This is a genomic window from Pseudomonas nitroreducens, from assembly GCF_010994165.1.
In the GTDB taxonomy this organism is placed as follows: Bacteria; Pseudomonadota; Gammaproteobacteria; order Pseudomonadales; family Pseudomonadaceae; genus Pseudomonas; species Pseudomonas nitroreducens.
Genome location: NZ_WMBX01000004.1, coordinates 820,054 through 846,012 on the forward strand (window position 1 = coordinate 820,054; position 25,959 = coordinate 846,012).

The 25,959-nt window shown below is 66.1% G+C and carries 19 protein-coding genes; 10 read left to right on the plus strand and 9 right to left on the minus strand.

Annotated elements, in window-relative coordinates; translation table 11 throughout:
• Positions 1 to 56: 56 nt before the first annotated feature.
• The 7 genes from fdhA to glyA all read right to left on the minus strand — a co-directional run bounded on the left by fdhA (position 57) and on the right by glyA (position 9,506).
• Positions 57 to 1,256 (minus strand): formaldehyde dehydrogenase, glutathione-independent, encoded by a 1,200-nt coding sequence (gene fdhA, locus GJV37_RS21385; RefSeq protein WP_170858227.1) that lies wholly within the window; start codon positions 1,254 to 1,256, stop codon positions 57 to 59.
• Positions 1,257 to 1,583: 327 nt separating this feature from the next.
• Positions 1,584 to 2,441, minus strand: coding sequence for a formyltetrahydrofolate deformylase (locus GJV37_RS21390; RefSeq protein WP_170858228.1), 858 nt, complete (start codon positions 2,439 to 2,441; stop codon positions 1,584 to 1,586).
• A 95-nt stretch (positions 2,442 to 2,536) separates the two neighbouring features.
• Positions 2,537 to 3,172 carry a sarcosine oxidase subunit gamma gene (locus GJV37_RS21395; protein WP_037012695.1) on the minus strand — a complete coding sequence of 212 codons (636 nt, stop codon included), beginning with the start codon at positions 3,170 to 3,172 and terminating at the stop codon, positions 2,537 to 2,539.
• Between the two features lie 171 nt (positions 3,173 to 3,343).
• Positions 3,344 to 6,364: a sarcosine oxidase subunit alpha gene (locus GJV37_RS21400; RefSeq protein WP_170858229.1), complete on the minus strand. Its 3,021-nt coding sequence runs from the start codon at positions 6,362 to 6,364 to the stop codon at positions 3,344 to 3,346.
• Positions 6,364 to 6,693, minus strand: a complete 330-nt coding sequence (locus tag GJV37_RS21405) for a sarcosine oxidase subunit delta (RefSeq protein WP_024766974.1) — start codon at positions 6,691 to 6,693, stop codon at positions 6,364 to 6,366. Before GJV37_RS21405 ends, GJV37_RS21400 begins: the two co-directional genes overlap by 1 nt.
• 196 nt (positions 6,694 to 6,889) lie before the next feature.
• Positions 6,890 to 8,140, minus strand: a complete 1,251-nt coding sequence (locus tag GJV37_RS21410) for a sarcosine oxidase subunit beta (protein ID WP_024766973.1) — start codon at positions 8,138 to 8,140, stop codon at positions 6,890 to 6,892.
• Positions 8,141 to 8,252: 112 nt separating this feature from the next.
• The gene (gene glyA / locus GJV37_RS21415) at positions 8,253 to 9,506 is read right to left on the minus strand and encodes a serine hydroxymethyltransferase (protein ID WP_170858230.1); all 1,254 of its coding nucleotides are present in this window, start codon (positions 9,504 to 9,506) and stop codon (positions 8,253 to 8,255) included.
• Positions 9,507 to 9,669: 163 nt separating this feature from the next.
• Here glyA and GJV37_RS21420 point away from each other — a divergent pair, with 163 nt between their 5' ends.
• From GJV37_RS21420 to GJV37_RS21435, 4 genes are all read left to right on the plus strand, one after another.
• Entirely contained in the window at positions 9,670 to 10,284 is a 615-nt protein-coding gene (locus GJV37_RS21420) for a hypothetical protein (RefSeq protein ID WP_193452935.1), read from the plus strand.
• 53 nt (positions 10,285 to 10,337) lie between these two features.
• Positions 10,338 to 11,015 (plus strand): hypothetical protein, encoded by a 678-nt coding sequence (locus tag GJV37_RS21425; RefSeq protein ID WP_024767031.1) that lies wholly within the window; start codon positions 10,338 to 10,340, stop codon positions 11,013 to 11,015.
• 119 nt (positions 11,016 to 11,134) lie between these two features.
• Positions 11,135 to 11,563 (plus strand): hypothetical protein, encoded by a 429-nt coding sequence (locus GJV37_RS21430; RefSeq protein WP_024767032.1) that lies wholly within the window; start codon positions 11,135 to 11,137, stop codon positions 11,561 to 11,563.
• A gap of 75 nt (positions 11,564 to 11,638) precedes the next feature.
• The gene (locus GJV37_RS21435) at positions 11,639 to 12,682 is read left to right on the plus strand and encodes a threonine aldolase family protein (RefSeq protein WP_170858232.1); all 1,044 of its coding nucleotides are present in this window, start codon (positions 11,639 to 11,641) and stop codon (positions 12,680 to 12,682) included.
• Positions 12,683 to 12,971: 289 nt separating this feature from the next.
• Here the strand turns inward: GJV37_RS21435 and GJV37_RS21440 are convergent, their stop codons facing one another.
• On the minus strand, positions 12,972 to 13,289 hold the full coding sequence (locus tag GJV37_RS21440; RefSeq protein WP_170858233.1) for a heavy metal-binding domain-containing protein: 318 nt from the start codon (positions 13,287 to 13,289) through the stop codon (positions 12,972 to 12,974).
• A 923-nt stretch (positions 13,290 to 14,212) separates the two neighbouring features.
• Between GJV37_RS21440 and fusA the strand changes: the two genes are divergently transcribed.
• Entirely contained in the window at positions 14,213 to 16,261 is a 2,049-nt protein-coding gene (fusA, locus tag GJV37_RS21445) for an elongation factor G (RefSeq protein ID WP_065085097.1), read from the plus strand.
• A 235-nt stretch (positions 16,262 to 16,496) separates the two neighbouring features.
• On the opposite strand, the gene gbcB is transcribed toward fusA, so the two are convergent.
• Entirely contained in the window at positions 16,497 to 17,600 is a 1,104-nt protein-coding gene (gene gbcB / locus GJV37_RS21450; RefSeq protein WP_038803790.1) for a glycine-betaine demethylase subunit GbcB, read from the minus strand.
• Between the two features lie 425 nt (positions 17,601 to 18,025).
• On the opposite strand from gbcB, the gene gbcA reads away from it, so the two are divergent.
• The 5 genes from gbcA to dgcB all read left to right on the plus strand — a co-directional run bounded on the left by gbcA (position 18,026) and on the right by dgcB (position 25,894).
• Positions 18,026 to 19,315, plus strand: coding sequence for a glycine-betaine demethylase subunit GbcA (gbcA, locus tag GJV37_RS21455; RefSeq protein WP_024767036.1), 1,290 nt, complete (start codon positions 18,026 to 18,028; stop codon positions 19,313 to 19,315).
• Between the two features lie 633 nt (positions 19,316 to 19,948).
• Positions 19,949 to 20,926 carry a dipeptidase gene (locus GJV37_RS21460; protein ID WP_024767037.1) on the plus strand — a complete coding sequence of 326 codons (978 nt, stop codon included), beginning with the start codon at positions 19,949 to 19,951 and terminating at the stop codon, positions 20,924 to 20,926.
• Between the two features lie 129 nt (positions 20,927 to 21,055).
• Positions 21,056 to 21,586, plus strand: coding sequence for a 4-vinyl reductase (locus GJV37_RS21465; RefSeq protein WP_024767038.1), 531 nt, complete (start codon positions 21,056 to 21,058; stop codon positions 21,584 to 21,586).
• Positions 21,587 to 21,680: 94 nt separating this feature from the next.
• The gene (dgcA, locus tag GJV37_RS21470; RefSeq protein WP_084359604.1) at positions 21,681 to 23,741 is read left to right on the plus strand and encodes a dimethylglycine demethylation protein DgcA; all 2,061 of its coding nucleotides are present in this window, start codon (positions 21,681 to 21,683) and stop codon (positions 23,739 to 23,741) included.
• A 182-nt stretch (positions 23,742 to 23,923) separates the two neighbouring features.
• Positions 23,924 to 25,894 carry a dimethylglycine demethylation protein DgcB gene (gene dgcB, locus GJV37_RS21475; protein WP_170858234.1) on the plus strand — a complete coding sequence of 657 codons (1,971 nt, stop codon included), beginning with the start codon at positions 23,924 to 23,926 and terminating at the stop codon, positions 25,892 to 25,894.
• Positions 25,895 to 25,959: the final 65 nt, after the last annotated feature.

The following is a 25,959-nucleotide window of genomic DNA, read 5'->3' on the forward strand; positions in this document are numbered from 1 at the left end:
GGCTCCCCTGGAGAGACGGCCGCGGAAGTGGCTCGCGGCCGGGGGCGGGTGCGCCGTCAGGCGGCGCGGAACAGGTTGTGCGGGTCGATGACGAATTTCTTCGGTACCCCGGCATCGAACTCGCCGTAGCCCTTGGGCGCCTGGTCGAGGGTGATGACTTCCACCCCGACGACATCGGCGATCTTGATGCGGTCCCACATGATCGCCTGCATCAGCTGGCGGTTGTATTTCATCACCGGGGTCTGACCGGTGTGGAAGCTGTGCGACTTGGCCCAGCCCAGGCCGAAGCGGATGCTCAGCGAACCCTGCTTGGCCGCCGCGTCCACCGCGCCCGGATCTTCGGTGACGTAGAGGCCCGGAATGCCGATCTTGCCGGCCACCCGCACCACACCCATCAGCGAGTTCAGCACGGTGGCCGGAGCCTCGTGCTGCGAGCCCGAATGACCGTGGCCACGGGCCTCGAAGCCCACCGCGTCGACCGCGCAGTCCACTTCCGGCTCGCCCAGCAGATCGGCGATCTGCTCGTGCAGCGGAGTGTCCTTGGACAGGTCGGCGATCTCGAAGCCCTGCGCCTTGGCATGGGCCAGGCGGGTCGGGTTGACGTCGCCGACGATCACCACCGCGGCGCCCAGCAGGCGTGCGGAGGCGGCGGCGGCAAGACCGACCGGACCGGCGCCTGCGATGTAGACGGTGCTGCCCGGGCCGACGCCGGCGGTTACCGCGCCGTGGTAGCCGGTGGGCAGGATGTCGGACAGGCAGGTCAGGTCGCGGATCTTCTCCATCGCCAGGTCGCGGTTCGGCAGCTTCAGCAGGTTGAAGTCGGCGTAGGGGACCATCACGTATTCGGCCTGGCCACCGACCCAGCCGCCCATGTCGACGTAGCCATAGGCGCCGCCAGCGCGGGACGGGTTGACCGTCAGGCAGACGCCGGTGTGCTGCTCCTTGCAGGTGCGGCAGTGGCCACAGGCGACGTTGAACGGCACCGAGACCAGGTCGCCGATCTTCATGGTTTCCACGCCACGGCCGATCTCCACCACCTCGCCGGTGATCTCGTGGCCCAGCACCAGGCCCTCCGGCGCGGTGGTACGGCCACGGACCATGTGCTGGTCGGAGCCGCAGATGTTGGTGGAAACCACGCGCAGGATCACCCCGTGGTCGATCTGCTTGCCCTGCGGGTCCTGCATTTTCGGATAGGGGATGTTCTGGACCTCGACCTTTCCTGGGCCGAGATAAACCACACCACGATTGCCAGACATACGCATTCCTCATTGTGTTTGTGGGTACAAAGGCGGGCCCTGCGGCTCGCGGTTTTGCACTGGGATGTCGTGTGTTGCGCGACAGGGCCGGTCGGTACAGCTGGCAGCCGGCTGGGCTGTCGGTGTTGCTCGGTGCGTGGGAGGAGGTCTAAGAGCCCCTCACCCCAGCCCTCTCCCAGAGGGAGAGGGGGCTTGTTCGGTGCGCTGTCTGGTCACCGGCTTCACCGGTGGCTCCAGAAGCGTAGGGCGGATGAGCTCCATCCATCCGCCGTTCAGGCCGGCACGGCGGATAACGCCTGTGGCGTTATGCGCCCTACGGGTGCTGCTCTACAGCACCACCGTCCGGTTGGCATTCAGGAACACGCGCTTCTCGATGTGGTAGCCCACGGCCTTGGCCAGGGTCAGGCACTCCACGTCGCGGCCCTTGGCGATCAGGTCCTCGGGGTAGTGGGAGTGGTCCACGGGCTCGACGCCCTGGGCGATGATCGGGCCCTCGTCGAGGTCGTTGTTGATGTAGTGGGCGGTGGCGCCGACCAGTTTCACGCCCTTCTGGTAGGCCTGGTGGTAGGGCTTGGCGCCCTTGAAGCCGGGCAGCAGCGAGTGGTGGATGTTGATCGCCCAGCCGTCCAGGCGCCGGCATAGCTCGGGGGACAGCACCTGCATGTAGCGGGCGAGGATCACCAGCTCGGCGCCGGTTTCCTCGATCACCTGCCAGACCTTCGCCTCCTGCGCGCCCTTGTCGTTGGGGTCGAGGGCGAAGTGGTGGTAGGGAATGCCGTGCCAGCGCGCCAGCGGTTCCAGGTCCGGGTGGTTGGAGATCACCGCCACCACGTCCATCGGCAACTGGCCGATGCGCTGGCGGTAGAGCAGGTCGTTCAGGCAGTGGTCGGCCTTGGAGACCATGATCACCACCTTGCTGCGGTAGCCCGGCGGGGTCAGTTCGACGTTCATCTGGAAGGGCGAGACGCGGTCGGCGAGGCCGGCGCGGAAGGCCGCCTCGTCGAAGCCGTCGCCGGCGCGGAATTCGATGCGGATGAAGAAGCGCTGCGCCAGGCGGTCGTCGAAGGAGTGGTGCTCGGTGACGTAGCAGCGCTGTTCGAACAGGTAGCGCGTGACCACGTCCACCGTGCCCAGCAGGCTAGGGCTGTCGGCGGTGAGGATCCAGGTATCGGGGGTGCGGCTCATGGTCTGGCTCCGAAGTTTTCCTCTGGTTGCAGAGGTTGGAGTGGGGTTTCCCTCACCCCGGCCCTCTCCCAGGGGGAGAGGGGGAAGAGCGTTTCTTACGCCGCTACCTGCAGGCCGTACTCGGCGCAGGCGTCCTGCAGCCACAGCCAGATGTAGTCGGAGAAGCTGCGGCGCACCACCAGCTCCCAGGTGTGCTCCCCGGTATGGCGGATCACCAGCTGGGACTTGGCGAAGTTCGTACCGACCGCCTTGCCCACCGGGAAGTTGCTCGGGTGCACGTCGTAGCCGGTGGACTTCATCAGCACTTCGCGGACCTTGGCGCCTTCGAGTTCCAGCAGGGTCTGGCCGCCGCTGACGTTGATCACCGAGTAGTGCAGTTCTTCGCCAAGCGCCTCGCGCAGGCGCTGCTCGACGGCGAATTCCTCGCCGCCGGGGACGATCAGCAGCCACTCGTCCGGGCCGAGCCACTGCAGCGAGGTTTCGCCCTTGGCCACCAGGCCCAGGGCGACCGGCAGCTCCAGGCCCAGGGCCTGGTGCACGCCACCGGCGAAGGCTGGGTCGTGGGCGTCGCCGCGCAGGGTCAGGTGGCCGAGGAATTTCTTCTCGCGCAGGGTCACGCCGGCATTGGCCACCTTGCGCGCGGCGAGCTTGTCCAGCTCGGCGTGGTGCAGGGGCGATTCGGCCTGGATGCCGTCGGCGGGGCGTTGCTGGTAGAGGTTGGCTTTGCTCATGTTCTGTTCACCTTGGGGGCGCTTATCGCCTGTTTCCCCTCACCCCAGCCCTCTCCCGAGGGAGAGGGGGCCGAGCTGAGTGTGCTGTGAGTGTCGTGCTCGCCGACGGCTCCGACCTGTCCCCTCTCCCCCTGGGAGAGGGTTAGGGTGAGGGCAACCGGCCGCTCCGAATCAATCCACGTTCTGCCGCTCCCCTTTCGGGTCGTAGAACACCGAGCTGCAAATCTCCGCCTCGATCACCCGGCCGTCCGCCAGCGGGGCGTAGACCTTCTCGCCCAGGCGCTTGAGGCCGCCCTTCACCACCGCCAGAGCGAAGCTGTAGCCCAGGCTGCTGCTCATGTAGCTGGAGGTGACGTGGCCGACCATGGTCGCCGGGACGGTGTGCTGCGGGGTGAACAGCAGTTGCGCGCCTTCGGGCAGCAGGTCCATCGGGTTGGTCGGCTTCAGGCCCACCAGCTGCTTGCGGTCTTCGCGCTGGCAGTCGGCGCGGTTCATGCCGCGCCAGCCGATCCAGGAGAACGGCTTGGTGCGACCGACCGCCCAACCCATGTTCAGGTCGTCCGGGGTGACCGAGGCGTCGGTGTCCTGGCCGACGATGATGAAGCCCTTCTCGGCGCGCAGCACGTGCATGGTCTCGGTGCCATAGGGCGTCAGGTTGTACTTCGCGCCCGCAGCGACGATGGCCTCCAGCACACCCATGGCGTAGTTGGCCTGGATGTTCACCTCGTAGGACAGCTCGCCGGTGAAGGAGATGCGGAACACCCGCGCCGGCACGCCGGCGACCTTGCCTTCCTTCCAGGTCATGAAGGGGAAGGCGTCCTTGTCCAGATCGATGTCGGTGACCTCGGCCAGCAGCTTGCGGCTGTTGGGGCCGGACAGAGTGAGGGTGGCCCAGTGGTCGGTGACCGAGGTGAAGTACACCTTCAGCTCCGGCCATTCGGTCTGGTGGTACAGCTCCAGCCACTCCAGCACGCGCGCCGCGCCGCCGGTGGTGGTGGTCATGACGAAGTGGTTGTCCGCCAGGCACGCGGTGACGCCATCGTCGAAGACCATGCCGTCTTCCTTGCACATCAGGCCATAGCGGGCCTTGCCCACGTCCAGCTTGGTCCAGGCGTTGGTGTAGACGCGGTTGAGGAACTCGCGGGCGTCCGGGCCCTGGATGTCGATCTTGCCCAGGGTCGAGGCGTCCAGCAGGCCGACGCTTTCACGCACGGCGCGGCACTCGCGGGCCACGGCGGCGTGCATGTCTTCGCCGCGCTTGGGGAAGTACCACGGGCGCTTCCACTGGCCGACGTCCTCGAACTCGGCGCCGTTCTTCACGTGCCAGGCGTGCAGGGCGGTGAAGCGCACCGGCTCGAACAGGTGCCCGCAGTGGCGGCCGGCGACGGCGCCGAAGGTCACCGGGGTGTAGTTGGGGCGGAACATGGTGGTGCCGGTGTCGGCGATGCTCTTGCCCTGGGCGCGGGCGGCGATCGCCAGGCCGTTGATGTTGCCCAGCTTGCCCTGGTCGGTGCCGAAGCCCAGCGCGGTGTAGCGCTTGACGTGCTCGATGGACTCGAAGCCCTCGCGGCAGGCCAGTTCGATGGCGGCGGCGGTGACGTCGTTCTGGGTATCGACGAATTGCTTGGGCGCGCGCGCCGTGGATTTCTCGTGGGGCACCTGGAACAGCGCGAGGGTGGCGTCCTCGGCGCGCTCGGCGACCACCGGCAGCTCACCGTCGACAGCCTTGAAGCCGCCGTCGACAGCGGCCTGGCTGCCGGCCTGGTAGCCGTCGGCCAGGGCATCGGCGAGGCGGAACACGCCGTTCACCGCGCCGGCACAGAGGCGTTTCTGGAAGGCCAGGCCGGGCACGAAGGCGAGGATGTCCTCGCGCCATTCCGGCTTGCCGCCCAGGTGCGAGGCCAGGTGCACCACCGGGCTGTAGCCGCCGGAGCTGGCGATGAGGTCGCAGTCCAGCCACTCACCGGGCGCATTGACCTTGTGGCGGAAAGTGTCGATGGACGCCACCTTCGCGCCGCTCACGCGCTTGCTGCCGCGTGCCTCGATCACCGCGCTGCCGGTGATGACCCGCATGCCGCGCTTGCGCGCTTCCTCGACCCACTCGCCACGCGGATTGGGGCGGGCGTCGGCGATGGCGACCACCTGCAGACCGGCTTCCTGCCAGTCCAGGGCGACGCGGTAGGCGTAGTCGTTGTTGGTGGACAGCACCAGTTTCTTGCCCGGTGCCACGCCATAGCGGCGCACATAGGTGGAGACGGCGCCGGCGAGCATGTTGCCCGGCACGTCGTTGTTGCCGTAGACCAGCGGGCGCTCGTGGGCGCCGGCGGCGAGCACCACGCGGTTGGCACGCACGCGATGTACACGCATGCGCACCTGACCCAACGGCGCGGTCTCACCGAGATGGTCGGTGCGGCGCTCGTGGATGGTGAGGAAGTTGTGGTCGTGGTAGCCGTTGACCGTGGAGCGCGGCAGCAGGAGCACGTCCGGGTTGCCTTCCAGCTCGGCGATCACCTTGGCCACCCATTCCTCGGCCGGCTTGCCGTCGAGGGTTTCGCGGGTATCCAGCAGGCTGCCGCCGAACTCTTCCTGTTCGTCGGCGAGGATCACCCGCGCACCGCTGCGCGCGGCGGCCAGGGCGGCGGCGAGGCCGGCGGGGCCGGCGCCGACGATCAGCACGTCGGCGTGGTGGTTCATCCAGTCGTAGCTGTCCGGGTCCACTTCGGTGGGCGCGCGGCCGAGGCCTGCGGCCTTGCGGATGTACTTCTCGTAGGTCAGCCACATGGACTGCGGGTACATGAAGGTCTTGTAGTAGAAGCCCGGCGGCATCAGCTTGCCGCCGACCTTGCCGAAGATCCCCATGAGGTCGTTCTGCACGTTCGGCCAGCCGTTGGTGGCGGTCGCCACCAGGCCGCTGTACAGCGCCTGCTGGGTGGCGCGCACGTTGGGCACCTGGGTGGATTCGCGCGAGCCGATCTGCAGGATGGCGTTGGGCTCTTCGGCGCCGGCGGCGACGATGCCGCGCGGGCGCGAGTACTTGAAGCTGCGGCCGAGGATGTCGACGCCGTTGGCCAGCAGCGCGGCGGCCAGGGTGTCACCGGCGAAGCCCTGGTAGCTCTGGCCGTTGAAGCTGAAGGTCAGCGGCTTGTTGCGGTCGATGCGACCGCCACGGGACAGGCGATTGATCTGGCTCATTAGGCCTTCTCCACGGCGGGCTGGACAGCGGATTTCTTCTCGGAGTTGGCGGCGGTGACGCTGGGTTTTTCGCCGATCTTGTAGGTTTCGAGAATCTCGTAGGTCACCGTGTGGCGGGTGACGTTGAAGTACTGGCGGCAGCCGGCGGCGTGCACCCACAGCTCGTGGTGGATGCCGCGCGGGTTGTCGCGGAAGAACAGGTAGTCGCCCCATTCGGCGTCGGTGCAGGCGGCCGGATCGAGCGGGCGCGGGATGTGCGCCTGGCCCTTGGCGTGGAATTCCTCTTCGGAACGCAGCTCGCCGCAATGGGGGCAGAAGATGTTTAGCATTTTGTAGCCTCCGGAAACTGATCTTGCCGGCTGACCGGCTCCCTCTCCCTTCAGGGAGAGGGTTGGGGAGAGGGTCGCTCTCCCGTTGTTTCGTTTCAGTTGAGGGTTGGCTCGCGCCTTCAGCACCCTCTCCCGCCCTTCGGGCACCCTCTCCCTGAAGGGAGAGGGTCATCAGATTTCGCCCTTCGGGCGGCTTTTAGTGAGCGACGGCGGCGGCGCCGTGTTCGTCGATCAGCGCGCCGGTGTGGAAGCGTTCGATGGAGAAGGGCGCGGCCAGCGGATGCGGCTCGCCCTTGGCGAGGGTGGCGGCGAAGACGTTGCCCGAACCGGGCGTGGCCTTGAAGCCGCCGGTGCCCCAGCCGCAGTTGAAGAACAGGTTCTTCACCGGAGCCTTGCCGATGATCGGGCAGGCGTCCGGGGTGGTGTCGACGATGCCGCCCCACTGGCGGTTCATGCGTACGCGCGAGAGCACCGGGAACATCTCGACGATGGCCTGCAGGGTGTGTTCGATCACCGGGTAGGAGCCGCGCTGGCCGTAGCCGTTGTAGCCGTCGATGCCGGCGCCGATGACCAGGTCGCCCTTGTCCGACTGGCTGATGTAGCCGTGCACGGCGTTGGACATGATCACGCTGTCGATGATGGGTTTCAGCGGCTCGGAAACCAGTGCCTGCAGCGGGTGCGATTCGATCGGCAGGCGGAAGCCGGCGAGCATCGCCATGTGCCCGGAGTTGCCGGCGGTGACCACGCCGACGCGCTTGGCGCCGATGAAGCCGCGATTGGTCTCGACGCCGATGACCGCGCCGTCCTGCTTGCGGAAGCCGATCACTTCGGTCTGCTGGATCAGGTCCACGCCCAGGGCATCGGCCGCGCGGGCGAAGCCCCAGGCCACGGCATCGTGACGGGCCACGCCACCACGACGTTGCACGGTGGAGCCCATCACCGGGTAGCGGGCGCTCTTGGTGCAGTTCAGGTAGGGAATCTCTTCGGCCACCTGCTGGGCGTTGAGCAACTCGCCGTCCACGCCGTTGAGGCGGTTGGCGCTCACGCGGCGTTCGCCGTCGCGCATGTCCTGCAGGGTGTGGCAGAGGTTGTAGACCCCGCGCTGGGAGAACATGACGTTGTAGTTCAGGTCCTGGGACAGGCCTTCCCACAGCTTCATCGCGTGTTCGTAGAGCAGCGCCGACTCGTCCCACAGGTAGTTGGAACGCACGATGGTGGTGTTGCGCGCGGTGTTGCCGCCGCCCAGCCAGCCCTTCTCGACCACCGCGACGTTGGTGATGCCGTGCTCCTTGGCCAGGTAGTAGGCCGTGGCCAGGCCGTGCCCGCCACCGCCGACGATGACCACGTCATACACCGGCTTGGGCGTGGGCGTGCGCCACATGCGCTGCCAGTTCTCGTGGTGGCTCAGGGAGTGCTTGAACAGGCCGAAGCCGGAGTAGCGTTGCATGGGGTGCTCCTGATCTCTTCCCCCTCTCCCCTGGGGAGAGGGCTGGGGTGAGGGGGTTGCTCCCCCTCATCCGCCCTTCGGGCACCTTCTCCCAGAGGGAGAAGGAAGTTCGTCAACGGTAGACCGGGAAGTCCGCGCACAGCCCGGCGACCTGAGTCGCCACCTTGGCCTCGACGTCGGCGTCGCCCAGGTGGTCCAGCACGTCGCTGATCCAGCCGGCCAGCTCGCGGCACTGTTCTTCCTTCAGCCCACGGGTGGTGACCGCCGGGGTGCCGATGCGGATGCCGGAGGTGACGAACGGGCTCTGCGGGTCGTTCGGCACGGCGTTCTTGTTCACCGTGATGCCGACGCGGCCGAGGGCGGCGTCCGCTTCCTTGCCGGTCAGGCCCTGCTTCACCAGGCTGATCAGCATCAGGTGGTTGTCGGTGCCGCCGGAAACCACGTCATAGCCGCGTTCGATGAACACCTTGGCCATGGCCTGGGCGTTCTTGATCACCTGGGCCTGGTAGTCCTTGAAGCCGGGCTCCAGCGCTTCCTTGAAGCACACCGCCTTGGCGGCGATCACGTGCATCAGCGGGCCGCCCTGGGCGCCGGGGAAGACGGCCGAGTTGAGCTTCTTCTCGATCTCTTCGTTGGATTTGGCCAGGATCAGGCCGCCGCGCGGGCCGCGCAGGGTCTTGTGGGTGGTGGTGGTGACCACGTCGGCGTAGGGCAGCGGGTTCGGGTAGAGGCCGGCGGCGACCAGGCCGGCAACGTGGGCCATGTCGACGAACAGCAGCGCCCCGACCTTGTCGGCAATGGCGCGGAAGCGCGGGAAGTCCAGGGTCTTGGAGTAGGCGGAGAAGCCGGCGACGATCATCTTCGGCTGGTGCTCCACGGCCAGGCGCTCGACCTCGTCGTAGTCGATCAGCCCGGTGTCGGTGTTCAGGCCGTACTGCACCGCGTTGTACAGCTTGCCCGAGGACGACACCTTGGCGCCGTGGGTCAGGTGGCCGCCGTGGGCCAGGCTCATGCCCAGGAGGGTGTCGCCGGCGTTGAGCAGGGCAAGGTACACGGCGGCGTTGGCCGAGGAGCCGGAGTGCGGTTGCACATTGGCGTAGTCGGCGCCGAACAGCTGCTTGGCGCGGTCGATGGCCAACTGCTCGACCTTATCCACATGCTCGCAGCCACCGTAGTAGCGCTTGCCCGGATAGCCTTCGGCGTACTTGTTGGTCAGCCCGCTGCCTTGGGCTTGCATGACGCGCTTGCTGGTGTAGTTCTCCGAGGCGATCAGCTCGAGGTGGTCCTCCTGGCGGGACTCCTCGGCATTCATCGCCGCGAGCAGTTCGTCGTCATAGCCCTGGATCTGGTCGTGCTTGCTGAACATCGCTGGTCTCCCTGCGGCGCCCGGAAGCGCCATGGCCGGTACGGAGCCGAGTGGCCCCCATGGCAGCGATGGTATGACTGGCCCAGCCGGTCCAGATGCCTGCGCACGTCGCGGGTAGGTGCGTTTGCGACATGCCGCGACAGGCGCAAAAGCGACCGGGTGCGTGGAATTGCTCGCGACGGCTGGTCAGAATGCGACATGCCTGCGCCAGGGCGGCGTGGCCGGTGGAGTCATGCGGATGAAGCGCTGCTTTCTATGGGGGGCGCTGGGCCTTGCCCTGCTGGTGTCGACGGGGTCGGCCTGGGGCATGTCGCGCCTGTTCGACGGCGACGCCAATGTCTGGATGCAGGGCAGGACGCTGTGCTTCGGCGGCGCGGCGTTCAAGTCGCCCGGTTTGTTCTTCAACCGCACGCTGAAGGTGGATGAGCGGCAGGTAGCGGTGCATGACATCGAGGTCTCCCGCGAGCCTTACGAGCCGTTCTGGGCATCTTCCAGTATCGAGCCGGCCCAGGGCGTGCCGCTGCGCAGCGACACCTGCTTCGCCTACGGCCAGGCGATCCCCGGCTTCACCGAGAAAACTCCGGCCCGGCCCCTCGAGCCGGGCCTGTACAGCGTCACCGTTGGTGGGCACGACAGCCGCGGGGACGGCGCACGGGCGACGTTCATGAGGACCTTCTGCCTGGAGTCGCGCGGCGATGGGCTCGCAGTCATTGACGCGGGCTTCGACGAGGGAGCCGGTCGCTGGCTTTGCAAACCCGCGCAACGAAGCTACGGATAGGAACCGCCCGGCCAAGGGACTAAACTGCGGCCCTCACGAAATGCGAGGACGCCATGAACCGTTCCCTGACTCTGCTTTCCGCCCTGCTGCTCACCGCGACGCTGCAGGGCTGTGGTGACGACAGCAAACCCGCCAAGGCCGAAGCGCCCCAGGCTGCCAGCAGCGCCGCCGCTACCCCGGCTGGCGACAGTTGCTCCGGCCATGAACTGGAACGCGCGTTGCCGCCGACCAAGGCCGTCTACGGCTATCCCTACCTGTCCCGCGAATGCGGCTATGACAGTGCCACCATCGTCTACGGCAAGGCCGATGGCAGCCAGCAACTGGTCGTGACCCTGACCGACACCGGCCTGCCGGCGCCGGGCGCCGACCAGCAGGGTGAGGCCGCCAAGCAGTACCTGGCCGCCCAGGCCAAGCTGCGCGACACCACCGCGAAGAACGTCTCGCTGCTCAACCAGGCGCGCCAGGCCGCGCTGCAGAACGGCACCGCCGCGCAGTTCGGCGGCGAGCAGTACCTGCCGGTGATCGACAGCACCCGTATGGGCGACCCGCTGGCCATCAGCGTGCCGGGCCCGGACGACAAGGCTGGCGAGTCGAGCCTGACGGGGCTGATCAAGGGCCGCTACGTGCTCAACATGACCTCGCCGGACAAGCCCAACGGCGGCACCGCCCAGTCCCTGCGCGAGCTGTTCGTGCCGATCTCCGAGCAGATGGCGCTGACCAAGCTGCCCTGACAGATAGAGATATATCTGACAGGAAGTCATTCCGGTTTCTGATCCTCCATCTCACCTAGTTCTTAGGAAGATTCTCGGCATCGTTCGTTACCGATCGCCAGAGGCCGAGGTGGAGGACCATGAAATTCAAATTGAGAAACCTGCCCCTGCTGCTGGCAGCGGCGTTTTCGCTGGCCGGCCATGCGACGCAGATACCCGCGCAACCCGCACCCGAGGTCAAGGCCTACAGCGGTGCGGACGGCGTCAAGGTCTGGCTTGAACAGATAGGCCCGCGCAAGGCCAATATGTTCCTGGTGCGCATCGGCGGGGTGGCCCACGCATGGAACATGCGCATCCATCGGATGGATGGCCTCAGCCTGCTCGACGAATCCCTGTTCAAGCTGCATTCCCAGGACAGGGAACCTATCGCCCTGGTACTGCGGGGCGATTGCGGTGAAGTGATGCTCCCCGGCGAGAGCAATACCCGGAAGGTCTGCTACGACCAGCAGTTGTCGGCGACCCAGGATGCCAAGCAGTTCGTCAGCGCCTACGTGAACCAGCGGCTGTAAGAGTCCGGCTGCACGAGAGGCGGGGTTTTCGCTACGCTGCTGACTGACATTTCTGCGCAGTGCCGAGGCAGCCCCATGACCGACAACACCCAACAGTTCGCCAGCGACAACTATTCCGGCATCTGCCCCGAAGCCTGGGCGGCGATGGCCGAGGCCAACCGCGGCCACGAGCGCGCTTACGGCGACGACCAGTGGACCGCCCGTGCCTCCGACTATTTCCGCGAGCTGTTCGAGACCGACTGCGAAGTCTTCTTCGCCTTCAACGGCACCGCGGCCAACTCCCTGGCCCTGGCCGCCCTGTGCCAGAGCTACCACAGCGTGATCTGCGCCGAGACCGCCCACGTCGAGACCGACGAGTGCGGCGCGCCGGAGTTCTTCTCCAACGGCTCCAAGCTGCTGCTGGCGCGCACCGACGCCCAGGGCAAGCTGACCCCGGCTGCGATCCGCGAGATCGCCCTCAAGCGCCAGGACATCCACTATCCCAAGCCGCGCGTGGTCACCATCACCCAGGCCACCGAGGTCGGCACCGTCTACCGCCCGGATGAGCTGCAGGCGCTCAGTGCCACCTGCCGCGAGCTGGGCCTGCATCTGCACATGGACGGCGCGCGCTTCTCCAATGCCTGCGCCTTCCTCGGCGCGACCCCGGCCGAGCTGACCTGGAAGGCCGGCGTCGAGGTGTTGTGCTTCGGCGGTACCAAGAACGGCATGGCGGTGGGTGAGGCCATCCTGTTCTTCAACCGCGAACTGGCCGAAGGCTTCGACTACCGCTGCAAGCAGGCCGGCCAACTGGCCTCGAAGATGCGCTTCCTCGCCGCGCCCTGGGTGGGCGTGCTGCAGGACGATGCCTGGATGCACTACGCCAGCCATGCCAACCGCTGTGCACAACTGCTGGCCGAGCGCGTCGCCGATGTGCCGGGCGTGCAGCTGATGTTCCCGGTGGAAGCCAACGGCGTGTTCCTGCAGATGTCCGAACCGGCGCTGGAAGCCCTGCGTCAGCTCGGCTGGCGCTTCTACACCTTCATCGGCGCCGGCGGCGCGCGCTTCATGTGTTCGTGGGACACCGAGATCGAGCGGGTCGAGGCGCTGGCGGCGGATATTCGGAAGGTGATGAGCGCCTGAGTTGTCCCCAGGCGCTGGGGACGGTTGTTCGCGCAACCTGTCGCCAACCTGTGGATGGATGCTTGCAGGTCACGGGCGGCGTGTTCTGCAGCGATGTGCTCAAAGTTCAATCAAGAGCGCGCAGAGCCCCTCACCCTAGCCCTCACCCAAGGGAGAGGGGACCGTTCGGAGCAGGATAAAACCGTACCATCGCTGGCACGGAATGCTCCCTCTCCCTGAGGGAGAGGGTTGGGGTGAGGGGAAAGCCCTGGGGCGGATTAATCGGACGCGCAAGGCGTGACGCCTCCGCTCACACCCGCACCGCCGTCCCGCTCACGCTGACCATCAGCATGCTGCCGTTCTGGCCCACCACCTCGTAATCCAGGTCGATGCCGACCACGGCGTTGGCGCCCAGCTCCTCGGCGCGTTCCTGCAGCTCCTCGAAGGCAATCTCCCGCGCCCGCCCCAGCTCCTTCTCGTACGCACCGGAACGGCCGCCGATGATGTCGCGCAGGCCGGCGAACAGATCGCGGAACACGTTGGCGCCGAGGATCGCCTCGCCGACCACGATGCCGCGGTATTCCTGGATGGTCTTGCCCTCGATGGTGGGTGTGGTGGTCAGGATCATGGGACTGGCTCCTCTGCTGGGGAAATCCAGCATAGCCCTGCACCCCAGGGAAGGCCGCGCCGGCTGTGTTTCAGCGTTTGGCGAAGATACCGGGGAAACCTTGTGATAAAGCTGTGGACAACCTGGTGGAAAATGACACTCCCGCGGCACTTTCGTGACGGCTGGAAAATCGTCGCTCATTTTCGCAAGGTGCCCGTTATTCGTGGCTTGCAGAGGTAGAAGTGAGCGTTGGGGAGATCTCCACAGCTGCTGTGGAGGCACGCTTGCCCAACCTGTGGAAAATCTGTTGGGAGGTGCCTGCGGAGCTGGTGGTGCCTGGCTTGCCAGAATCTGGCTGTTTTCTGATCAACTCCTTCTTTTCAACCACTTGGGAGTCTGTGTATCGATTTCGGCAAAGGGTCTGTGCACGATCTTTCCTCCGCTATCCCCGGTTTGTGTTGACCCGCTTGTGCGCCTCCTGTGGAAAACATCCTCCGTGCCACGCCCGCCGTGGGTTTCACAGCCTTGCTCAAGGATTGACCAGCAAGGGAGCAAGCAATTGATCCACAGCGACTTTTCCCCGGCGCCGGGAGCGGCGTAAAACTTTCCACAATGGCTGTGGGGCGAATCTCGAGGAAGCTGTGGACAAGCTGTACCCAGATCGCTGGAGGCCGCGCACGGCGCGCCGTCCTCGTCTCAGTACATTTTTTGATCAAATGGCGAAAGTGGCGTCGTTACTGGCTTCCAGCGGATTTTCCGGCGAGTTTTCCACATCGGCTGTGCAGCGTTCTGCCAGGAACTTGTGGGCGGGTTGTGGATGGATCGCTGCGAGCCCCGCTCCCTATGGCTCTCGCGGGGCTGATCAATATTTGTCCAGGGCCCTGGGGGAGGCTGCCTATAATTTAGCCACGGCGGGCAGAAACCCTGGTGGCGGGAGATCCAGCATGTCCAGTTACTCGGTGGAACAGATCCGCACCGTGGCCCTGGTCGGCCACGGTGACAGCGGCAAGACCCTGCTTGCCGAGGCGCTGCTGCAGCACGCCGGCGCAATCCCCAGCATGGGTTCGCTGGAGCGCGGCGACACCCTCTGCGATTCCGACCCCATGGAGCGCGAGTATCACCACTCACTGGCCGCCGCACTGGCGCACTTCGAGCACGCGGGCGCACACATCCGCCTGGTCGACACCCCTGGTTATCCCGACTTCATCGGCCACGCGTTGCCGGCGCTCGCTGCGGTGGAAACCGCGCTGGTGGTGGTGAATGCGCAGAACGGCATCGAGCTGTCCACGCGGCGGATGATGGACTGGGCGGGCGAACGCGGCCTGTGCCGGATGCTGGTGGTGAACAAGATCGACGCCGAGCGCGTTGACCTGCCGGCCCTGTTGGCGGGTTTGCGCGAGTCGTTCGGCAAGGAAGTACTGCCCCTCAACCTGCCCGCCGAGGGTGGCGCGCGGGTTGTGGATTGCTTCTTCAATCCTGACGGGCAGGCTGACTTCTCCTCCGTGGCCGAGGCGCATCAGGCGCTGGTGGACCAGGTGGTGGAAGTGGATGAGGCGCTGATGGCGCATTACCTGGAGGAGGGCGAGGTGGCGCCCGAGGCGCTGCATGAACCCTTCGAGCGTGCGCTGCGCGAAGGGCACCTGATTCCCCTGTGCTTCGTTTCCGCCCGCACCGGTGCTGGCGTCCCTGAGCTGGCCGACATTCTCGCGCGCCTCGCGCCCAACCCCGGCGAAGGCAACCCGCCGCTGTTCCTGCGCACCGACGACAAGGGCAAGGAACACCCGGTGACCTGCCAGCCGGACCCCAAGGCCCATGTGCTGGCCCACGTGTTCAAGGTGGTGATCGATCCCTTCGTCGGCCGCCTGGCTGTATTCCGCGTGCATCAGGGCACGGTGCGCCGGGAAATGCAGTTGTTCGCCGGCGACGGGCGCAAACCGTTCAAGGTCGGACACCTGTTGCGCCTGCAGGGGAAGAAGCATGAGGAGGCGCCGTGGCTGATCCCGGGGGACTTCGGCGCGCTGACCAAGGTCGACGAACTGGAGTACGGGGTGGTGCTGCACGATTCCCACGATGAGGACCACATCCACCTCAAGCCGCTGGAATTCCCCGAGCCGATGCAGGGCCTGGCCATCGAGGCGAGCCGCCGCGGCGACGAGCAGCGCCTGGCGGAAATCCTCCAGCGCCTGCAGGCCGAAGACCCCTGTGTGCGTCTGGATTACAACGCCTCGACCCAGCAGACCGTGCTGCGCGGCATGGGTGAGATGCACCTGCGCTACCTGCTGGAACGCATGGCCGGTCAATACAAGCTGGAGGTGCAGACCCGCGCGCCGGCCGTCCCTTACCGCGAGACCGCCACGCGAGCGGCAGAGGGCCACAGCCGGCACAAGAAGCAAACGGGCGGAGCGGGGCAGTTCGGCGAGGTGTTCCTGCGCATCGAGCCGCTGCCGCGTGGCGAGGGCTTCGCCTTCGTCGATGCGATCAAGGGTGGGGTGATCCCCGGCAACTTCATCCCCTCGGTGGAAAAGGGCGTGCGCGCGGCGCTGGCAGCCGGGCCGCTGGCCGGCTTCCCGGTGGAAGACGTCAAGGTCACGGTGTTCGACGGCAAGAGCCATTCGGTGGATTCCAAGGACATCGCCTTCCAGGCCGCCGGGCGCAAGGCGATGCTCGATGCGCTGCGCAATGCCGGGGGCATCGTGCTGGAGCCGGTGATGCAGATCGAGGTGACGACGCCCGAGTCGCATCTGGGCGATATCACCGCCGATCTCACCGGCCGCCGGGGCCAGGTGCTGGGTACCGAGTCGCTGTCGGCCAGCGTCGCGCTGGTGCGTGGCCAGGTCCCGCTGGCGGAGATGGACGGCTACGCCAATCGCTTGAAATCCATTACCGCCGGGCAGGGGCTCTACAGCCTTTCCTCCAGCCATTACAGCGCCGTCCCACAGGACGTGCAGCAGCGCCTGTCCAGTGGCTACAAGGCAACCCCGGAAGAAGACTGAACGAATGTGGATAGTTGTCGCAGGCGGGCGCCGCAAAGGCCCGTGCCTGTGCGCTTCCACGCGTCGCCACAATGGCCTCGCCGGTCTGCTGTAAGCCACGTGGCATGCGGGTTGCAGGCGGGATCGAGGCGGCCATTCGGGTCGGCCGGAGGTGTCTCCAGCCTTGCGCCGGGACACCCCTTTCCTGTGGATAACTCGGTGGGTAACGTGTGGGACGGATGGGGGCAGCCTGTGATCAGTACTCGATCACCACATCGCCCTTGGGCACGCTGCAGCAGGACAGGATGTAGCCTTCGGCGACATCTTCGTCGGTGATCCCGCCGTTGTGCTCCATCTCCACCTCGCCGGAGCGCTTCATTACTTTGCAGGTGCCGCAGATGCCCATGCCGCAGGCCTTGGGAATGTGCAGGCCGAGCTGGGCAGCGGCGGCGTGGACGGTCTCGCCCGGCGCCACGCGGATGCTTTTGCCGGTTTCGCAGAATTCCACGAGGTTCTGCTCGGCCAGCGGCACGGCTGGTGCTTCGGCGGCCTCGGCGGCCAGCTCCTTCACGTCGGCGCGCACTTCCGGTGGGGTCGGGCCGAAGGCTTCCTCGTGGTAGCGCGACATGTCGTAGCCTTCGGCTTCGAGCAGGCGCTTGACCGCATGCATGTACGGCGTCGGGCCGCAGCAGAAGACTTCGCGTTCGAGGTAGTCCGGCGCCATCAGTTGCAGCATCGCCTTGTTCAGGAAGCCCCGGTAGCCGGCCCAGGACTCGCCCATCTCGTACTTCTCGCAGACCAGGTACAGCTTGAAGTTGTTGATCCGCGAGTTCATGTGCTCCAGCTCGCGGTGGTAGATGATGTCCTTGGGCGTGCGCGCGCTGTGCACGAAGACCATGTCGACGTTGGCGTTGGTGTCGAAGAACCAGCGCGACATGGACATCACCGGGGTGATGCCGACGCCGCCGGAGAGGAACAGCACCTTCTCGGCGGGAAAATCGATGGCGTTGAAGTTGCCCACCGGGCCGTGCACCGGGATCTGGTCGCCTTCCTTCAGGTTGTCGTGCAGCCAGTTCGAGACCTTGCCGCCGGGCACCCGCTTGATGGTGATGGAGAAGCTGTACGGCACCGAGGGCGAGCTGGAGATGGTGTAGGAACGCATGATCGGCTGGCCGTCGATCTCCAGTTCCAGGGTGACGAACTGGCCGGGCTTGAAGAAGAACATGATCGGCGCGTCGGCCATGAAGCAGAAGGTGCGCACATCCCAGGTTTCCTGGATGGCTTTCACGCAGCGCACCAGGTGGCGGCCGTTGGCCCAGGTCTGGGTGTTCACCGGGTTGAGGAAGGTGTTCGTCGACATGCTGTCTCTCCGCGCACGCGGGCCGTGCTGGGCCTGAGGGGGCAGCGCCGGGGTCCGTTGCCTACGTCGCTTGAGCGTAGAAAGCACGGGGCCTGTCGGCATGCCTGATGGGGCGGATTGTGTGCACGAGGATGACCGATGCATTTACCTGCCAGCGACATTTGCATGCTTATCGCGACCTGCCGCCTGGGACGTGCGGTTGCGCGTCGGGAAATGATCTGGCCGTGTCGCCCATGGATAAGGGTTCCTACAGGGCGCGGCCCCACACTCAGCTCCATGCCGAGCAACCCCCCAGGTTGAGCGAGACGGCGGGAAACGGCGCACTCGGCGCGCCTGGCACCTGCCGCAAATGCCCTGCGTGGCACACCGTATCAGCCACTTATTTCCGCCGGCAGCCAAACGGGCTGCGGCATGAGGACCTAGCAATGGACGTCACTACTACCCTGAGTCTGGGCGATCCGCTGGAACCGGCCCGCAAGGCCACCGCCGAGATGCTGCGCACTCGCGACCACAGCTTCTCGCTGCCGCAACCCTTCTACAACGACGAACGCCTGTTCCAGCTGGACATGCAGGAGATCTTCCACAAGGAGTGGCTGATCGCCGGCATGACCTGCGAGATCCCCGCCAAGGGCAACTTCCTCACCCTGCAGATCGGCGACAACCCGGTCATCGTGCTGCGCGGCGCCGAGGGCAAGATCCACGCCTTCCACAACGTCTGCCGCCACCGTGGTTCGCGCCTGTGCGTCAGCGACAAGGGCAAGGTCGCCAAGCTGGTCTGCCCGTACCACCAGTGGACCTACGAACTGGACGGCCGCCTGCTGTTCGCCGGCACCGAGATGGGCGCGGACTTCGACATGAAGGACTACAGCCTGAAGCCGGTGAATGTGAAGACCGCCGGCGGCTACATCTTCATCTCGCTGTCGGAGAACCCGCCGGCCATCGATGACTTCCTGCGTACGCTCGAGCACTACATGGAGCCGTACGACATGGAGAACACCAAGGTGGCGGTGCAGACCACGCTGCGGGAAAAGGCCAACTGGAAGCTGGTGCTGGAAAACAACCGCGAGTGCTATCACTGCAACGGCTCGCACCCGGAGCTGCTGAACACCCTGCTGGAGTGGGACGACGTCACCGACCCGCGCGCCAGCCAGGCGTTCAAGGACCAGGTGGCGGCCTGCACCACCGCCTGGGAAGCGGAGAAGATTCCGTACGCCCACGCCAGCTTCGGCCTGCGCAACCGCATCGTGCGCATGCCGCTGCTGCAGGGCACCGTGTCCATGACCATGGACGGAAAGCAGGGCAGCAAGAAGCTCATGGGCCGCATCCAGAACCCGGACCTGGGATCGATGCGCATCCTGCACCTGCCGCACTCGTGGAATCACTGCATGGGCGACCACCTGATCGTCTTCACCGTCTGGCCGATCAGCGCGCAGGAAACCGTGGTCACCACCAAGTGGCTGGTGCACAAGGATGCGGTGGAAGGTGTCGACTACGACGTGGCGCGCCTGCGCGAAGTCTGGGACGCCACCAACGACCAGGACCGCCGCCTGGCCGAAGAGAACCAGCGTGGTATCAACTCCACCGCCTACCAGCCGGGGCCGTACTCCAAGACCTACGAGTTCGGTGTGATCAACTTCCTCGACTGGTACAGCGAGCGGATGTTGAACAACCTGGGCGAGGAATCCGCCCACGCGCGCCTGGTCGCCGAGAAGTAAGCCCCCGCCACCCAGCGCCCCCTTTGCGGGGGCGCTGTCGTTGAAGAGGAATCCCCTTGGACGCCATGCTCTTCTACAGCAGCTCCGCCTTCGTCACCGGCCTGGTGGCGTGGAACCTCTTCGCCTGCTGGCGCAAGCGCTGAAATCGCCCTGGCGCAGCGTTACTTGTAGGAGCGAGCTTGCTCGCGAATGTCCCCCGGCGGACCCGGTGCCGCCGACGAAATACCCCCTCCCTAACCCTCCCCCTGAAGGGAGAGGGGACTGTTCGTGCAGCGGGCAGATCAAGTGCTCGCTGGTTGACGCTGGTCTTTCCGCGAAATCAGGACCGCTCCCTCTCCCTTCAGGGAGAGGGCTGGGGAGAGGGCGTTTTCAGCTCTCACGCCGCGTCCCGCAACGAAGAGCATTCGCGAGCAAGCTCGCTCCTACAGGTACTGCGAACCCTGCAGCACATGGGGTTCCGCACCACACATTCCCCAGCGCGACGCAAACGCTGTCGCCCATGTCGCGAGGTTGACGCTTTCGGGTCGACCCTGGTCGTTTTCGAACCGGGTCGCCTCGGGGGGCAGGGATATCCTGCCTGCAAAGCGTCGGCACAAGCCCCGGCGCGCCAAGCCTGAGAAGGGGTACGCCAAGATGAGCCCAGCCGAAGTCCACGCCGACAGCATCGTCATCGATGGCCTGATCATCGCCAAGTGGAGCCGCGAGCTGTTCGAGGACATGCGCAAGGGCGGGCTGACCGCCGCGAACTGCACCGTCTCCGTGTGGGAAGGCTTCCAGGCCACGGTGAACAACATAGTCACGAGCAACAATTTGATCCGCGAGAACAGCGACCTGGTCATCCCGGTGCGCACCACCGCGGACATCCGCAAGGCCAAGGAGCAGGGCAAGACCGGCATCCTCTTCGGCTTCCAGAACGCCCATGCATTCGAGGACCAGATCGGCTACGTCGAGGTGTTCAAGCAGTTGGGCGTGGGCATCGTGCAGATGTGCTACAACACCCAGAACCTGGTCGGCACCGGCTGCTACGAGCGCGACGGCGGCCTCTCCGGTTTCGGCCGCGAGATCGTCGCGGAGATGAACCGCGTCGGCATCATGTGCGACCTGTCCCACGTCGGCTCCAAGACCTCCGAGGAAGTCATCCTCGAGTCGAAGAAGCCCGTCACCTATTCCCACTGCCTGCCGTCGGGTCTCAAGGAACATCCGCGCAACAAGTCCGACGCCGAGCTGAAGTTCATCGCCGACCACGGCGGCTTCGTCGGCGTGACCATGTTCGCGCCCTTCCTCGCCAAGGGCATCGACTCGACCATCGACGACTACGCCGAAGCCATCGAGTACGTGATGAACCTCGTCGGCGAGGACGCCATCGGCATCGGCACCGACTTCACCCAGGGCCACGGCCAGGACTTCTTCGAGTGGCTGACCCACGACAAGGGTTATGCCCGCCGCCTCACCAACTTCGGCAAGATCGTCAACCCGCTGGGCATCCGCACCGTGGGCGAGTTCCCCAATCTCACCGAAACCCTGCTCAAGCGCGGCATGCCCGAGCGCGTGGTGCGCAAGGTCATGGGCGAGAACTGGGTGCGCGTCCTGAAAGACGTGTGGGGCGAGTAACAGCGACTTTCCACTCTCCCGCTCGCGGGAGAGGCAAGGGGTGAGGGCCGCCGGCGCTCACCCGCGATCCTCTACATCCCGACCCTCTCCCAGAGCGAGCGGGTCCTACCCGGAATCGGAGCTGCACACATGGCCAAACACGCCCCCGAACTGCCCATCGAAGTCGACAGCGAAACCGGCGTCTGGACCACCGACGCCCTGCCGATGCTCTACGTACCGCGGCACTTCTTCGTCAACAACCACATGGGCATCGAGGAAGAGCTGGGCGCCGAGCGCTACGCGCAAATCCTCTACAAGGCCGGCTACAAGTCCGCCTGGCACTGGTGCGAGAAGGAAGCGGAGTGCCACGGCCTGGTCGGCGTGGAAGTCTTCGAGCACTACATGAAGCGCCTGTCCCAGCGCGGCTGGGGCCTGTTCCAGATCGAGCAGATCGACCTCGACAAGGGCACCGCCCAGGTTCGCCTGAAGCACTCGGCCTTCGTCTACGTCTACGGCAAGGTCAACCGCAAGGTCGACTACATGTTCACCGGCTGGTTCGCCGGCGCGATGGACCAGATTCTCCAGGCACGCGGCAGCGATATCCGCACCGTCGCCGAGCAGGTCTACAGCGGCGCCGAGGAAGGCCACGACGACGGCCTGTTCGTCGTCAAACCGCTCTGATCTTTCGCCCCCTGTAGGAGCGAGCTAGCTCGCGAACAAGCAGCCGCAAGGCCGCCAGACAACAAGAAACCTCTGATCCCGTGAGGATGCCGCAATGGCTTTCGAGGCAATGTTCCAGCCGATCCAGATCGGCAAGCTGACCATCCGCAACCGCGTACTCTCCACCGCTCACGCCGAGGTGTATGCCACCGACGGCGGCATGACCACCGAGCGCTACGTGAAGTACTACGAGGAGAAGGCCAAGGGCGGCATCGGCCTGGCCATCTGCGGCGGTTCCTCCGTGGTCGCCATCGACAGCCCGCAGGAATGGTGGAGCTCGGTGAACCTCTCCACCGACCGCATCATCCCGCACTTCCAGAACCTGGCCGACGCCATGCACAAGCATGGGGCCAAGATCATGATCCAGATTACCCACATGGGCCGCCGCTCGCGCTGGGACGGCTTCAACTGGCCGACCCTGATGTCGCCCTCCGGCGTGCGCGAGCCGGTGCACCGCGCCACCTGCAAGACCATCGAGCCGGAAGAGATCTGGCGGGTGATCGGCAACTACGCGCAAGCGGCTCGCCGTGCCAAGGCCGGCGGCCTGGACGGCGTCGAGCTGTCCGCCGTGCACCAGCACATGATCGACCAGTTCTGGAGCCCGCGGGTCAACAAGCGCACCGACGAATGGGGCGGCACCTTCGAGGGCCGCATGAAATTCGGCCTGGAAGTGCTCAAGGCCGTGCGTGCCGAAGTCGGCGACGATTTCTGTGTCGGCATGCGCATCTGCGGCGACGAGTTCCACCCGGACGGCCTGTCCCACGAGGACATGAAGCAGATCGCCAAGTACTACAGCGACACCGGCATGCTCGACTTCATCGGCGTGGTCGGCTCGGGTTGCGACACCCACAACACCCTGGCCAACGTCATCCCGAACATGACCTTCCCGCCGGAGCCGTTCCTGCACCTGGCCGCCGGCATCAAGGAAGTGGTCAACGTGCCGGTGCTGCACGCGCAGAACATCAAGGACCCGAACCAGGCCACGCGTATCCTCGAAGGCGGTTACGTGGACATGGTCGGCATGACCCGCGCGCACATCGCCGACCCGCACCTGATCGCCAAGATCAAGATGGGCCAGATCGACCAGATCAAGCAGTGCGTCGGCGCCAACTACTGCATCGACCGCCAGTACCAGGGCCTGGACGTGCTGTGCATCCAGAACGCCGCCACCTCCCGTGAGTACATGGGCGTGCCACACATCATCGAGAAGACCACCGGCGTGAAGCGCAAGGTGGTGGTCGTCGGTGGCGGCCCGGCTGGAATGGAAGCCGCGCGCGTCGCCGCCGAGCGTGGCCACGACGTCACCCTGTTCGAGAAGAAGGAACAGCTCGGCGGGCAGATCACCACCGCCTCGAAAGCTCCGCAGCGCGACCAGATCGCCGGCATCACCCGCTGGTACCAGCTGGAGCTGGCGCGGCTGAACGTCGACCTGCGCCTGGGCACCGGCGCGGATGCCGACACCATCCTCGACCTGCGCCCCGACGTGGTGGTGCTGGCCAACGGCGGCCATCCGTTCCTTGAGCAGAACGAACACTGGGGCGCCGCCGACGGGCTGGTGGTCAGCAGCTGGGACGTACTCGACGGCAAGGTCGAGCCGGGCAAGAACGTGCTGGTCTACGACACCATCTGCGAGTTCAGCGGCATGTCGGTGGCGGACTTCCTCGCCGACAAGGGCGCCCAGGTCGAGATCGTCACCGACGACATCAAGCCGGGCGTGGCCATCGGCGGCACCACCTTCCCGACCTACTACCGCAGCATGTACCCCAAGGAAGTGATCATGACCGGCGACCTGATGCTGGAGAAGGTCTACCGCGAGGGCGACAAGCTGGTAGCGGTGCTGGAGAACGAATACACCGGCGCGAAGGAAGAGCGGGTGGTCGACCAGATCGTCGTCGAGAATGGCGTGCGCCCGGACGAGAGCCTGTACTACGCGCTCAAGCAGGGCTCCCGCAACAAGGGCCAGATCGACGTCGAGGCGCTGTTCGCGATCAAGCCGCAGCCGTGTCTCAGCGAGCCGGGTGACGGTTACCTGTTGTTCCGCATCGGCGACTGCGTGGCCCAGCGCAACACCCATGCGGCGATCTACGACGCGCTGCGACTGTGCAAGGACTTCTAAGACACGCCATGTGATGTCCGGCAAGCACGGACAACCCCCTCTCCCTTCAGGGAGAGGGTTGGCGAGAGGGTGGTGGGCCAAGTGACCGAGCCGACCGGAAACACCCTCTCCCCCCGCCCTCTCCCGCAAGCGGGAGAGGGCGCTTGTCCAGCGCCCCCTGAGGTCCCGTAGGGAGACCAGAAATGCTCAACATCATCCTCCCCATCCTGCTCTTCGCCGCCCTCGGCCTCGCCGTGCTGGGCGCCGTGAAGCGCTTCGCGATGTGGCGCCGTGGCCGGCCCGCGCAGGTCGACTGGATCGGCGGCCTGCTGAAGATGCCGCGTCGCTACCTGGTCGACCTGCACCACGTGGTCGAGCGCGACAAGTACATGTCGAAGACCCACGTCGCCACCGCTGGCGGCTTCGTGCTGGCCGCGCTGCTGGCCATCCTCGTGCACGGTCTCGGCCTGCACAGCCGCATTCTCGGTTTCGCCCTGCTGGCGGCCACCGCGCTGATGTTTGGTGGCGCGCTGTTCGTCGCCAAGCGCCGCCTTGACCCGCCGTCGCGCCTGTCGAAAGGCCCGTGGATGCGCCTGCCGAAAAGCCTGCTGATGTTCTCGGCGAGCTTCTTCATCGCCACCCTGCCGGTGGCCGGCATCCTGCCGGAGGGTTTCGGCGGCTGGTTCCTCGCAGCCATCCTTGCCATCGGGGTGGCCTGGGGTGTGTCCGAGCTGTTCTTCGGCATGACCTGGGGCGGCCCGATGAAGCACGCCTTCGCCGGTGCCCTGCACCTGGCCTGGCACCGCCGCGCCGAACGCTTCGGCGGTGGCCGCTCCACTGGCCTCAAGCCGCTGGACCTGCAGGACCCGATGGCGCCGCTGGGCGTCGAGAAACCCACCGATTTCACCTGGAACCAGTTGCTCGGCTTCGACGCCTGCGTGCAGTGCGGCAAGTGCGAAGCCATGTGCCCGGCCTTTGCCGCCGGCCAGCCGCTGAACCCGAAGAAGCTCATCCAGGACATGGTCATCGGCCTTGCCGGTGGCAGCGACGCCAACTTTGCCGGCAGCCCGTATCCCGGTAAACCGCTGGGCGAACACCGCGGCGGCCCGCACCAGCCGATCGTCGCGCTGGACGGCAAGGCGCTGGTGGATGCCGAGACGCTCTGGTCCTGCACCACCTGCCGCGCCTGCGTCGAGGAATGCCCGATGATGATCGAGCACGTCGACGCCATCGTCGACATGCGCCGCCACCTCACCCTGGAAAAGGGCGCTACCCCGAACAAGGGCGCCGAGGTGCTGGAAAACCTGATCGCCACCGACAACCCCGGCGGCTTCGCCCCCGGCGGCCGGCTGAACTGGGCGGCCGACCTGAACCTGCCGCTGCTGGCGGACAAGCAGCAGGCCGACGTGCTGTTCTGGGTCGGCGACGGCGCCTTCGACATGCGCAACCAGCGCACCCTGCGTGCCTTCGTGAAGGTCCTCAAGGCCGCCAACGTCGACTTCGCCGTGCTCGGCCTGGAGGAGCGCGACAGCGGCGATGTGGCACGCCGCCTGGGTGACGAAGCCACCTTCCAGACCCTGGCCCAACGCAACATCGCCACCCTGGCCAAGTACCGTTTCAAGCGCATCGTCAGCTGCGACCCGCACAGCTTCCACGTGCTGAAGAACGAATACGGCGCGCTGGGCGGCAACTACCAGGTGCTGCACCACACGACCTTCATCGATGAACTGGTGCGCAAGGGCGCGCTGAACCTCGGCCAGAGCAAGGCCGGCAGCGTGACCTACCACGACCCGTGCTACCTCGGCCGCTACAACGGCGAGTACGAAGCGCCGCGCGCCGTGCTCAAGGCCATCGGCATCGAGGTCAAGGAAATGGCCCGCTCCGGCTTCCGTTCACGCTGCTGCGGCGGTGGCGGCGGCGCGCCGATCACCGACATCCCCGGCAAGCAGCGGATTCCCGACATGCGCATGGTCGACATCAAGGAAACCGGCGCCGAACTGGTTGCCGTGGGCTGCCCGCAATGCACCGCCATGCTCGAAGGCGTGGTCGCGCCGCGCCCGGAGATCAAGGACATCGCCGAACTGGTCGCCGAGGTCCTCATCGAGGCCACCGAGGTGCCGGCAAAAAAGCCCTCGCTGGCGCGCCGTGAAGAAGCGGTGGAGGTGCACCTGTGAACGTCCTGCGTAGCCCCGTAGGGCGCATAAAGCCGAAGGCTTTATCCGCCGCCTCGGCCACTTCG

Excerpts from the sequence above, each read along its gene's own strand:
- fdhA (WP_170858227.1), bottom strand. The coding sequence starts at position 1,256 with ATGTCTGGCAATCGTGGTGTGGTTTATCTCGGCCCAGGAAAGGTCGAG.
- GJV37_RS21390 (WP_170858228.1), bottom strand. The coding sequence starts at position 2,441 with ATGAGCCGCACCCCCGATACCTGGATCCTCACCGCCGACAGCCCTAGC.
- GJV37_RS21395 (WP_037012695.1), bottom strand. The coding sequence starts at position 3,172 with ATGAGCAAAGCCAACCTCTACCAGCAACGCCCCGCCGACGGCATCCAG.
- GJV37_RS21400 (WP_170858229.1), bottom strand. The coding sequence starts at position 6,364 with ATGAGCCAGATCAATCGCCTGTCCCGTGGCGGTCGCATCGACCGCAAC.
- GJV37_RS21405 (WP_024766974.1), bottom strand. The coding sequence starts at position 6,693 with ATGCTAAACATCTTCTGCCCCCATTGCGGCGAGCTGCGTTCCGAAGAG.
- GJV37_RS21410 (WP_024766973.1), bottom strand. The coding sequence starts at position 8,140 with ATGCAACGCTACTCCGGCTTCGGCCTGTTCAAGCACTCCCTGAGCCAC.
- glyA (WP_170858230.1), bottom strand. The coding sequence starts at position 9,506 with ATGTTCAGCAAGCACGACCAGATCCAGGGCTATGACGACGAACTGCTC.
- GJV37_RS21425 (WP_024767031.1), top strand. The coding sequence starts at position 10,338 with ATGAACCGTTCCCTGACTCTGCTTTCCGCCCTGCTGCTCACCGCGACG.
- GJV37_RS21430 (WP_024767032.1), top strand. The coding sequence starts at position 11,135 with ATGAAATTCAAATTGAGAAACCTGCCCCTGCTGCTGGCAGCGGCGTTT.
- GJV37_RS21435 (WP_170858232.1), top strand. The coding sequence starts at position 11,639 with ATGACCGACAACACCCAACAGTTCGCCAGCGACAACTATTCCGGCATC.
- GJV37_RS21440 (WP_170858233.1), bottom strand. The coding sequence starts at position 13,289 with ATGATCCTGACCACCACACCCACCATCGAGGGCAAGACCATCCAGGAA.
- fusA (WP_065085097.1), top strand. The coding sequence starts at position 14,213 with ATGTCCAGTTACTCGGTGGAACAGATCCGCACCGTGGCCCTGGTCGGC.
- gbcB (WP_038803790.1), bottom strand. The coding sequence starts at position 17,600 with ATGTCGACGAACACCTTCCTCAACCCGGTGAACACCCAGACCTGGGCC.
- gbcA (WP_024767036.1), top strand. The coding sequence starts at position 18,026 with ATGGACGTCACTACTACCCTGAGTCTGGGCGATCCGCTGGAACCGGCC.
- GJV37_RS21460 (WP_024767037.1), top strand. The coding sequence starts at position 19,949 with ATGAGCCCAGCCGAAGTCCACGCCGACAGCATCGTCATCGATGGCCTG.
- GJV37_RS21465 (WP_024767038.1), top strand. The coding sequence starts at position 21,056 with ATGGCCAAACACGCCCCCGAACTGCCCATCGAAGTCGACAGCGAAACC.
- dgcA (WP_084359604.1), top strand. The coding sequence starts at position 21,681 with ATGGCTTTCGAGGCAATGTTCCAGCCGATCCAGATCGGCAAGCTGACC.
- dgcB (WP_170858234.1), top strand. The coding sequence starts at position 23,924 with ATGCTCAACATCATCCTCCCCATCCTGCTCTTCGCCGCCCTCGGCCTC.